Here is a 10316-nt window from a genome sequence, read left to right as displayed (position 1 = left end):
GCGCCCGGGCCGGCGGTGCCCGCACGTCACTAGGATCACGGCGTGCGGACACTGGCGGACTTCCTGAGGACCACCCCCGGCCTGGATGCGGCCGACACCGAGTGGCTCCACCTGCTCGTCGAGGACTGGCAGCTGCTCGCCGACCTGCTCTTCAGCGACCTCGTGCTGTGGTTGCCGAACGACAACAGCTGGGTGGCCGTCGCGCACGCCCGGCCGATGACCGGGCCGATGGTCTTCGTGGAGGAGGTCGTCGGGCAGGACGCGACCGTGGTCTTCGGCGACCTCATCGACCAGGCGGCGCGCGAGGGGCAGAGCGAGCACGTGCGGGAGCGCGGCCAGGACCTGCTCCACGAGCGGGCGCGCACGGTGGTGCGTGCCGGCCGCACGATCGGGGTCCTGAGCATCCACGACCAGCTCGACAGCGGCCGTCCGCAGACCCGCCTCGAGGAGAACTACGCCGGCATGGGCGACGAGCTCTTCGCCATGGTCACGCAGGGCAGCTGGCCCACGCAGGTGGCGCCGAGCGGGGCGCGTCGTGGCGCACCGCGCGTCGGGGACGGCGTCATGCGGCTCAGCGAGTCCGGTGTCGTCGAGTACGCCTCGCCCAACGCCCTGAGCGCCGTCCGGCAGCTCGGGCACCAGGGCCCGATCGAGGGGCAGGTGCTCCTCCAGGTCCTGAGCGGCCTGCCGCACCTCGAGGGGCACGTGGACGAGGGCCTCGCGCTCGTCGCCATGGGCCGCGCCGCCTGGCGAGCGGACGTGAGCGCCAAGGGGGCGGCGCTCGCCCTGCGGGCCGTGCCGCTGATGAGCGGTCGCCGGCGCCACGGCGCCATCGTCCTGGCGCGTGACGTCTCCGAGCTGCGTCGTCGCGGCGAGGAGCTGATGACCAAGGACCAGACGATCCGCGAGATCCACCACCGGGTGAAGAACAACCTGCAGACGGTCGCCGCGCTCCTGCGGATGCAGTCGCGCCGCGTGCCCGACACCTCCGCCAAGGTGGCCCTGGACGAGGCCGTGCGCCGGGTCGGGGTGATCGCCATGGTCTACGAGGCCCTCAGCACCGGCTTCGCCGAGGCCGTCGACTTCGACGACGTCGCGGTGCGCGGTCTGCGGGCGATCGTCGAGGTGGCCCGCACGTCCGGGGCGATCGACTCCCACTTCACCGGCTCCTTCGGCCAGGTGCGCGCCGAGGAGGCCACGGCGGTCGGGCTCATCCTCTCCGAGCTCGTGCAGAACGCCGTCGAGCACGGCGTCCCCGACGGGGGCAATGTCCACGTCGACGCCCAGCGCACGACCGAGGAGGAGGGCGAGGACATCCTGCGCGTGAGCGTCGTCGACGACGGCCGGGGGCTGCCGACCGGGTTCCGACCGAGCCGGGCGGGGCTCGGCACGCGCATCGTCACCTCGATGATCCACGACCTCGGGGGCCAGATCCGGTGGGACGACGCCGAGCCGCGCGGCACCCGGGTGAGGTTCAGCGTGCGGCTGCGGAGCGTGGACTCCTGAGCCGCGGGACCGGGCCGAGCACGACGAAACCGCCCCCGAGCAGGTGCTCGGAGACGGCGGTCAGGGTGCGGGTGCGCTCAGCCGGCGCGCCGGGCGCGGGCCTTGCGGCGCTTCAGGGCACGACGCTCGTCCTCGGAGAGGCCACCCCAGACACCGGCGTCCTGGCCGGACTCGATGGCCCACTTGAGGCAGGTGTCGACGACCTCGCAGCGACGGCACACCTTCTTGGCCTCCTCGATCTGGGCGATCGCCGGGCCGGTGTTGCCGATGGGAAAGAACAGTTCCGGATCTTCGTCCAGACAGGCTGCGCGGTCGCGCCAATCCATGGGGGTGGTGCTCCTTGTCGTCGGGAGGGTCGTGTGCGGCCGGGGACTGGCCTGACGACCATGGTGCGCACACAGCCCGTGGCGTGTCCACAGGCCAATACACACACCATTGTCCAAGATACCGCTCGGGATGCCAACGGTGTGGGACGTCCTCATTGTTCCCGCGCGGCGTGTGTTCGGTCACCTACGCTGCTCGTCGTGACCCCCAGCCAACCCCCTTCGCACCCTCGCCCCGCCGTCCTCGCCGCCGCCGGGGTATGCCTCCTGCAGGTCCTCATGCTGCTCGTCACGGCCGGTCTGTACGCCCTGGAGCTGACGCGTGGGGACGGTGAGGACCCGAGCACCGCCTCGATGACGATGGTCGTGTGCATCATCTTCGCGATCCTGCTCGCGGTGCTCGCCTCGGCCTGGTTCAAGGGCGCCTCGTGGCCGCGCACGCCGACCATCGTGTGGAATGTCCTGCTCCTGCCCGCCGCGTGGACACTCGCGACGAGCAGCGGGCTCTGGTTCGGCCTCGGCCTGGCCGTCCTCGCGCTCGTCGGGATCGCCGCCGCCCTCCTCACGCCCGTGCCCGAGCTGCCGGACCGGGCCCTCTGAGATGGCTCCCTTCGACGTCGTCGAGGCGGACATCGCCTCCCTCCGGGCTGCGCTGGAGAGTGGGGCGACGACGAGCGAGGAGCTCGTCACCGCCTACCTCGCGCGGATCGCCGCCTACGACGCGGCCGGGCCCCGGCTCAACGCGCTCGTCGTCATGAACCCGGACGCGCTCGAGGAGGCGCGCGCATCCGATGCCCGCCGGGCGAAGGGGGAGACCCTCGGCCCGCTCGACGGCATCCCGTACACGGCCAAGGACTCCTACCTGGCCACCGGGCTCACCTGTGCCAGCGGGTCGCCGGCCTTCGCCGACCTCGTCGCGCAGCGCGATGCCTTCACCATCGAGCGGCTGCGCGGCGTCGGCGCGGTGCTCATCGGCCTGACCAACATGCCGCCGATGGCCAACGGCGGCATGCAGCGCGGGGTCTACGGCCGGGCCGAGAGCCCCTACAACGGCGACTACCTCACCGCGGCCTTCGGCTCCGGCAGCTCCAACGGCTCGGGGACGGCGACGGCGGCGAGCTTCGCGGCCTTCGGCCTGGGGGAGGAAACCTGGTCCTCCGGGCGGGCGCCGGCGAGCAACAACGCGCTGTGCGCCTACACGCCCTCGCGGGGCGTGATCTCGGTGCGGGGCAACTGGCCGCTCGTGCCGTCGATGGACGTCGTCGTGCCGCACGCGCGGACGATGGCCGACCTGCTCGAGGTGCTCGACGTCGTCGTCGCCGACGATCCGGACACCACGGGTGACCTGTGGCGCACCCAGCCGTGGATCGAGGTGCCCGCGGCCTCGCAGGTGCGGCCGGAGTCCTACCCGGCACTCGCGCAGGACGGCGCGGCGCCGCTGCGCGGGCTGCGGCTCGGCGTGCCACGGATGTATCTCGGGACCGACGAGGAGGCCGGGACCGGGGTCGGCTTCGGCGGCCCGATCGGGGACCGGATCGTGCCGCGCCCGAGCTCGCTGGAGCTCTTCGCAGCGGCCCGGGCGGACCTCGAGGCCGCGGGAGCCGAGGTCGTCGAGACCGACTTCCCGGTGGTGAGCAACTACGACGGCGACCGGGTGGGGGCCCCCACCGTGCGCACCCGGGGGCTGCTGCCCGAGGGGTACCTCGACGAGGAGATCTGGGACCAGTCGATGTGGGGCTGGGAGACCTTCCTGCGCGCCAACGGCGACCCCGCGTTGCACCGTCTGGCGGACGTCGACGGGCCGAAGATCTTCCCCCACCCGGAAGGCTCGCTGCCGTACCGGTACGGGGAGCTCGACTTCGACCTCGCCGACTACGTCACCCGGGCGCGCGAGATCGGCGTCGTCGAGGACGTCACGACGCTGCGCCTGCTCGAAGGGGGTCTGCGCGGCCTCGAGGAGACCCGCCGCGTCGACCTCGAGGAGTGGATGGACGACCTGGGGCTCGACGCGGTGATCTTTCCGGCGGTGGCCGATGTCGGGCCGGCCGATGCGGACGTGCGTGAGGAGTCGGCCGACCTCGCGTGGCGCAACGGCGTGTGGGTGGCCAACGGCAACCTCGTGCCCCGCCACCTCGGCATCCCGACGGTCACGGTGCCGATGGGCACGATGAGCGACATCGGCATGCCGATCGGGTTGACCTTCGCCGGGCGCGGCTGGGAAGACAACCGCCTGCTGACGATCGCCGCGGCCTTCGAGGCGACGGGTCAGCGGCGCACCGAGCCGCCGCGCACGCCGCGGCTGGAGTGAGTCTGCGTGGGTCTTGGTCCCGGTTGGGTCTCGATCGCCCGGTTGCCGCGGGCAGGCGTTGACGGGCCGACTGTCTGACGCCACGGTATGACGTGCCCCACAGTGACGTGGGTTCGCGATCCGGAGGGGGAGCCGTGCGACATCAGGTACTTAGGGGGGGGGCGTGGCGCTAGCTCTCGCTGTTGCAGTCACGTCCTCCGGAGGGGGCTCAGCGTTGGGGCGCACCGCGGGTGCTCCTGTCACGAATGTAGCGACGAACGCACTGGATCCGGAGGTTGACCGGGCCTTCACAATTCTGGACGCCCAGCCTGCGGACAGGGCGGCAGCGCTCGACGAGGCTTTCGATGGCGTGGACCGACAGGGGCCCGACGGAACGTGGCGGGGCGATATCGGAGGGTTCTCGCCTGCAGAGATCCTCGACATGCACACGATGTCTCAACCTGTTGGGGATTCGGCGGCGAACGCGGTGGCAAAGATGCAGCGCGAGCAGGTTTTCAACGAACTTGTCGAAAAGGTGCGGCGGGACGCACCTAACCGATACGTGGCCGCGAGCTTTTCCTCCACGACCGCGACCATCTACGTGACGGGGGACGCCGGAGACTTCGCATCGACCGAGCGCGCCTCGTCGGTGGCTGTGAATTTCGTAGCTGGGTATCAGTACTCCGAGAGTGAGCTGCTCGAGAAGCATCGAGAGATCGTCGAGGGAGTAGACGCACCAGACATCGAGCGACTCTCATCGGAACTCAATCCGAAGGAGTCCACCGTCGTCATCAGAACTGATCAGCCGAGCAAGGTGGCCAGTTCGTCGAAGTCCGTGGACCTGGCGGATCCTGCTGATGGGCTACAGGTGACCGTCCTGCCGTCCAAGGATGTGCCTGGAGAGGGGCTGGACGCGCTGTTGCGGGGAGGTGGGTACTTGGGGTCGTGCACATCTGGATTTGTGCTGCGCAGCGATTACAGCGGCACCAAACGATTGGCGACCGCGGCGCACTGCGGCTACCGGCAAGATCGCGTTAAGTATCAAAATAGGAATCAATCCGCTTTCACTACTGTCGAGTACATGTGGCGTCACTGGGGGTCCAACGGTGATATCGCCTACACGAGTACGGGCGCTTTCGATCCCTATCCAAGTTTCTATGCTGGAGTGAGTGAGATCCGTGCTGTTCGCGGGGTCACGAATGACTTCCATGAGGGTAAGTCGTTCTGCAGGTTTGGGCGGACTTCAGGAAACAAGTGCAGCACCTCGCGAGGCATCTTCTCTAGCAGGAAGGCTCGCAGCGATGAGCGTGACGCTGGCAAGACCGCGCACAATCTCGTGTCGATGAACTACGACCGAGGCGAAGGTGGTGACAGTGGGGGGCCGTGGTATTCACCGTCCCAGAATTCGGCGGCGGCAGGTATCCACTCGGGTAGCAATGGCTGCTGGACGATCACCGTTCTGTGCGACCAATTCACGCCTGTCAGCGCATTTCATCAGTATGGATTCAGGGTGTGGACGCTGTGACTTGGCGCGCCCGTGCGGCAGGGCTCGCTGCAGCCGCCATAGTGCTGGCTGCTTGCCAAGCGTCTGATACGTCGCCGAGGTCGAGAACTTCCCCGGCGGATTCGAGCCCACGGGCTGTCTCGTCGTCCGGCGTCGTGGTTCCCATCGTCCCGCTCATGGGACATTCCGACGTTGCCAAGACCTACCACGTCAAGGGGCTCAATGATCGTGGCTGCGTCATCGGTCACGTGGATGGTCCTTCGGGCAAGCCGTTCAAGGGGGTGTTCGTCGGCAACGAGGGGACGAAGGTGACCGGAGATCGGGGCAACTTCACCATCACCTTCGCGAAGGGAAAGGTCGCGCGGAAGGGCGCCACCTTCACGGGGAGCGGTTATGCATTGTCGAGGGGCGACAACTCGGAATCTGAGACAGCGGTGATGGACGCTGTGCACGAGACGTGCGGTGAAGACTCGGTTATCGCTGTGGAGTGAGGTGCGTGGCTCGCATCTCGACCCATGGAAGCGCGACCTGCACCTCATCCGCTGGCCCGTCGACGACGAGGTATCCCCGACCGGCCACGCGCGGCAGGGGCGGGACCCGCAGGCCGAGCGCGTCGCCGTCTGACCGAGCCGACGGCTGGAGGAGCAGGCCGGTGCGGCTGCGCGCGAGGTCGGAGACCAGCCCGCGCACCTGGCCGACGGCTGTCTGGGTGGCCGTCGCGCCGATGACCAGCCCGCGGTCGGCGTCGAGACGACGCAGGATCTCCTTGAGCACGTCGGCGACGGGTGCGCCCTCGAGCCGGTCGAGGTCGTCGGCGATGACCGCGAGGTCGGGGTGCTGCTGGCGCAGGGCGATCAGCTCGTCCCGGTCATCCGCACCGAGGACCGGGCAGTCGAGCCCGTCGGCGATCGCCCCCGAGCCGATGACGACGAGTGGCTGCCCGGAGGCGACCACCTGGCGGGCGAGCAGTGACAGCGCCGTCGATCGACCGCTGCGCGGCGGGCCGCAGACGAGGAACCGCCGCGCGCCGTCGGTGCGCCACACCACCGGGTCGCGACCGGAGCCGCCGAGCCCGAGCGGGATCCGCTCCCGCGCCGCTGCGGGCAGCACGTCGATCGGCACCGACCCGGGCAGCTCCTCGACGACCCACGGGAGTGCGGCCGCTTCGCCCCCTCCAGTGGGGGCAAGTGACGGCAGCGCCACCTGCACCAGGTCGCCGCCCGGCTGGATCCGAGCCCGCCCGGGGACGAGCCGGTCCGAGACCTCGGTGCGGGTGAGGCCGGCCAGGGCGGCATCGCCCCGGTCGCTCAGATGCAGGACGAGGCGGGTGCCGACGAGGGAGGAGACCCGGCCGGACAGCAGCTCGCGGCCACCGGCGACGACGACGCGCAGCCCGAGGGCGACGCCGTCGCGCATGAGCGTCTCGAGGGTCTCGGCCGTCTCGCCGAGGTCGAGCGAGCCCCGCGGTCGCGTCACCCGGCCCCAGCCGTCGATCGCCAGGAGCAGGTGCGGCGGGGGAGGCGGACCCCCTTCGCTCTCGTGGGTGGCCCACCACGCGTCGAGGGTCGGGTGACCACTGGCCCGCAGCGCTGCCCGCCGCGCCGAGAGGTCGGACTCCAGACGCTCGAGGAAGCGCCCCACGACCGTCGCTGCCTCCCCGTCGACGATGCTCCCGACGTGCGGCAGGGCGGACAGCCCGGCCAACCGCGCGGACCCGTCACCGACGACCTGCACCTGCAGCCGATCCGCCGACCACCGGTGCGCGGCGGCGGTGACGAGCGAGGCGAGGGCCGTGGTCCGACCGGAGCCGGGGCCGCCGACGAGCATCCAGTGACCGTCGGTGGTCGCCCACTCCAGCGGTGACTGGCGTTGCTGCGCCGGCAGGTCCACGAGGCCGAAGGGAGCCCCCGTCACCTCGTCGTCGGGCAGCCGCGCCGCCTCGATGGTCTCCGGCAGCGGCGGCAGCCACGGGCGGTGGGGTGCCGGGATGGCCAGCGACTGCGCCACCCGGGTCATGGTGCGGGCGAGACGCTGCAGGTCGGTCGGCCCGAGGTCGTCGACGACGGGCGGCGCGGGCCAGGCCTCGCCGGGGCGGCGCACGAGCAGCGCCCCGCCGACACCGGCGGCGTGCCCGGCGACCCGGCCCGTCTGGAAGGCGCGCGGCGGGCCACCACCGGTGCTCGCCAGGGCCCGGCCGGGGGACGTCTCGGGGATCTCGGCCGCGTCGGGGCAGCCGATGACGTCGTCGCTGTCGGCGCGGTCGCGCACGCGCAGCGCGATGCGCAGGTTGACGTTGGCCTTGATGTCCGCCGAGACGATGCCGCCGGGGCGCTGGGTCGCGAGCACGAGGTGCACGCCGAGCGAGCGGCCCACGGCGGCGATGCGCATGAGGTGGGCCATGACGTCGGGCTGCTCCTCGGCGAGCATGCGGAACTCGTCGATGACGATCATCAGCCGGGGCAGCGGGTCGCCGCGGTGGTCGTCGATGTCCTTGGCCCCCGAGGCAGCGAGGACGTGCTCGCGGCGGGTCAGCTCGGCGTCGAGGCTCGTCAGGGCCCGCTCTGCCGCGGCCGGGTCGAGGTCGGTGAGCATGCCGACGGTGTGCGGCAGCCGGGCGCACTCGGCGAAGGCGGCGCCACCCTTGTAGTCGACGAGGACGAAGGTGATCTCCTGCGGCGACAGCTGCGCGGCGAGCGAGGCGACCCAGCTCTGGAGGAACTCCGACTTGCCGGACCCCGTCGTCCCGGCGACGAGGGTGTGCGGTCCGTCGCGTCGCAGGTCGATGCCGAAGGCTCCTTCGCCGGCCGCGCCGACCACGACCTCGAGGTCGGTGGGCCGGTGCCTGCCGGCCTCCCGCCACCGCCGACGGACCGACTCCGCGTCGTCGGGGGAGAGGTCGAGCAGGTCGACCAGGCGGGCGGCGAGGGGGAGGGACCCTCCCTGCGCGTCCGGCGTGGCGTCCCGCAGCGGGGTGAGCGCGGTGGCGACGCGTCGTGCCCAGGTCGCACCCGCCCCGTCGACGATCCCGCGTGCCGCCTGCTCGCCGGCGAGCAGCAGCCGCAGGTCGTCGCCGGCGAGGACGGCGACCGCGCGGGCCTCGTGCGGCAGGTCGGCGGGGGTGTCGGCGAGGGCGATGACGAGGACGCGCTGGGGACCCCCTTCGCTCATGATCGTGCGCAGCCCGGGGTCGGTCCGCCACGCACCGGCCCCGTCGACGACGACCACCTGGGCGACGGGCAGCGGATCGCTCTCGCGGCGCCGCTCGTGCCCGCTCGCGGCGCGTTCGGTGGTCAGGCGAGCGAGCCCGGCGAGCAGCGCCGCGCCCGCCTCGGGGTCGGTCGCGATCCGCGCGGACTCGGGCAGGTCGTCGTGCGCGCGCAGGTGCACCAGGCCGGCGAAGGGGGACCACCACCCGTCCTCGTCCGCGACCACGCCCACCCGCACGTCGTGGTGGGAGTGCAGGACCACGAGCTGCCCGAGCAGATGGCGCGCGAGCCGGTCACGGGAGGCGCGTGGACCCGCGATGCCGAGCACCGCGATGTCCGCCAGGTCGACCGTCAGGGGGACGTCCTCGAGCACCGGGTGCTCGCGCACGCCGGCGCGGTGCTCGACCTCGAGCCGGGCGGGCAGCGCCCCGAGGCCGAGCCGCAGACACAGGTGCTCCTCGTGCTGGGCGCGCCTCTCCCACAGGCGTGCCGACTCGCCGCGAGCCGCGTCCTGGAGGGCTGAGGCGTCGGGTGCGGCGCGCAGGCGTTCGCGCCGCTCGTCGGCCAGGGCCGCGGTGAGCCGCTCCCCGGCGCGGGCACGCTCGCGGACCCACGACGCGTGGGCCTCCCGGTGCTCGCGGCGCGAGCTCGTGCGGTCGGAGAGCGTCGAGCCGAGGACGAGCAGCGGGGAGAGCAGGCCGAAGAGCAGCATCCGCGGCCCGAAGAAGTAGGCCAGCACCCCCGCGAAGGGCAGCGGCAGCAGCACCATGACCCAGGGGATGCGGCGGCGTGCCGGCGGCCTGGGCTCCTCGGGGACCCGGATCGTCGTGGGCTTGCCGGTGCGGGGCAGGTGCGGCGTCGGGTTGACGCCCAGGGTGCCGTCGCCGGTCGCCACCCGTCGGGTCGGCCGCGGCCGGTGGGCCTCGACGGCGAAGGTCGTGTGCCCCGCCCGCAGCTGGCTCCCGGCACGCACCCGCACCCCGTCGGTGGGGACGGTCGCGTCGTCCACGCGGGTGCCGTTGGTCGTGCCGAGGTCGCGCAGATGCACCCCGTCGCGGTCGACGGTCAGCTCGAGGTGCTCGCGGGAGAGCGCGTCGTCGGCGACCCGCAGCGTCGCGGCGTCGCCGCGGCCGATGGTGTGACGACCGGAGGTGAGCTCGTGGGTGCGACCGGCGTCGGGCCCGCTGAGCGTGACGAGGCGAAGGGGGGACCGCCGGGCTGCTCGCGTGGTGGGCTCCCGGGCAGGGCGCATGGCGTCGAGGACGAGCGCGGCGCCGTCGAGCAGGGGTGGGAGCCCGACGGGCGCGTCGGGAGTGAGGCGCTGCGGCCCGACCCGGACGGTCGCGCCCGGGCGCCCGGCCGCGGCGAGCAGGTCACCGAGGGTGTGGTGCTCCTCGGCGAGGACGTCGATCGTCTCGGTCCCCCCGCCGCCGGCGTCGATGATCGTCATCCGCAGCTGCATGAGGGCACGGTAGGTCGATCGCCCTCAT

The 10316-nt window shown here is 72.1% G+C and carries 7 protein-coding genes; 5 read left to right on the top strand and 2 right to left on the bottom strand.

Going from position 1 to position 10316, the window contains the following annotated elements:
• The first annotated feature begins 42 nt into the window (after nt 1–42).
• The gene (locus tag V3C34_RS14790; protein WP_068322211.1) at nt 43–1506 is read left to right on the top strand and encodes a sensor histidine kinase; all 1464 of its coding nucleotides are present in this window, start codon (nt 43–45) and stop codon (nt 1504–1506) included.
• 77 nt (nt 1507–1583) lie between these two features.
• Here V3C34_RS14790 and V3C34_RS14785 read toward each other — a convergent pair whose 3' ends face one another.
• On the bottom strand, nt 1584–1832 hold the full coding sequence (locus tag V3C34_RS14785) for a WhiB family transcriptional regulator (RefSeq protein ID WP_007925026.1): 249 nt from the start codon (nt 1830–1832) through the stop codon (nt 1584–1586).
• Nucleotides 1833–2108: 276 nt separating this feature from the next.
• Between V3C34_RS14785 and V3C34_RS14780 the strand changes: the two genes are divergently transcribed.
• From V3C34_RS14780 to V3C34_RS14765, 4 genes are all read left to right on the top strand, one after another.
• On the top strand, nt 2109–2429 hold the full coding sequence (locus V3C34_RS14780; protein ID WP_068322214.1) for a hypothetical protein: 321 nt from the start codon (nt 2109–2111) through the stop codon (nt 2427–2429).
• 1 nt (nt 2430) lies between these two features.
• On the top strand, nt 2431–4137 hold the full coding sequence (locus tag V3C34_RS14775) for an amidase (RefSeq protein ID WP_346007529.1): 1707 nt from the start codon (nt 2431–2433) through the stop codon (nt 4135–4137).
• A 214-nt stretch (nt 4138–4351) separates the two neighbouring features.
• On the top strand, nt 4352–5641 hold the full coding sequence (locus tag V3C34_RS14770) for a trypsin-like serine protease (protein WP_346007528.1): 1290 nt from the start codon (nt 4352–4354) through the stop codon (nt 5639–5641).
• 155 nt (nt 5642–5796) lie between these two features.
• On the top strand, nt 5797–6111 hold the full coding sequence (locus V3C34_RS14765; RefSeq protein ID WP_169701800.1) for a hypothetical protein: 315 nt from the start codon (nt 5797–5799) through the stop codon (nt 6109–6111).
• On the opposite strand, the gene V3C34_RS14760 is transcribed toward V3C34_RS14765, so the two are convergent.
• Nucleotides 6095–10288 carry an FtsK/SpoIIIE domain-containing protein gene (locus V3C34_RS14760; protein WP_346007527.1) on the bottom strand — a complete coding sequence of 1398 codons (4194 nt, stop codon included), beginning with the start codon at nt 10286–10288 and terminating at the stop codon, nt 6095–6097. The two genes, V3C34_RS14765 and V3C34_RS14760, sit on opposite strands and share 17 nt — an antisense overlap.
• Between the last annotated feature and the right edge of the window lie 28 nt (nt 10289–10316).

Source organism: Janibacter terrae (assembly GCF_039636765.1).
Lineage (GTDB): Bacteria > Actinomycetota > Actinomycetes > Actinomycetales > Dermatophilaceae > Janibacter > Janibacter terrae.
This window is presented reverse-complemented; position numbering and strand designations above follow the sequence as displayed.

What these genes read in the sequence shown, in the direction of transcription:
- V3C34_RS14775 (WP_346007529.1), top strand. Translation starts at nt 2,431, where the DNA reads ATGGCTCCCTTCGACGTCGTCGAGGCGGACATCGCCTCCCTCCGGGCT.
- V3C34_RS14785 (WP_007925026.1), bottom strand. Translation starts at nt 1,832, where the DNA reads ATGGATTGGCGCGACCGCGCAGCCTGTCTGGACGAAGATCCGGAACTG.
- V3C34_RS14765 (WP_169701800.1), top strand. Translation starts at nt 5,797, where the DNA reads ATGGGACATTCCGACGTTGCCAAGACCTACCACGTCAAGGGGCTCAAT.
- V3C34_RS14780 (WP_068322214.1), top strand. Translation starts at nt 2,109, where the DNA reads ATGCTGCTCGTCACGGCCGGTCTGTACGCCCTGGAGCTGACGCGTGGG.
- V3C34_RS14760 (WP_346007527.1), bottom strand. Translation starts at nt 10,288, where the DNA reads ATGCAGCTGCGGATGACGATCATCGACGCCGGCGGCGGGGGGACCGAG.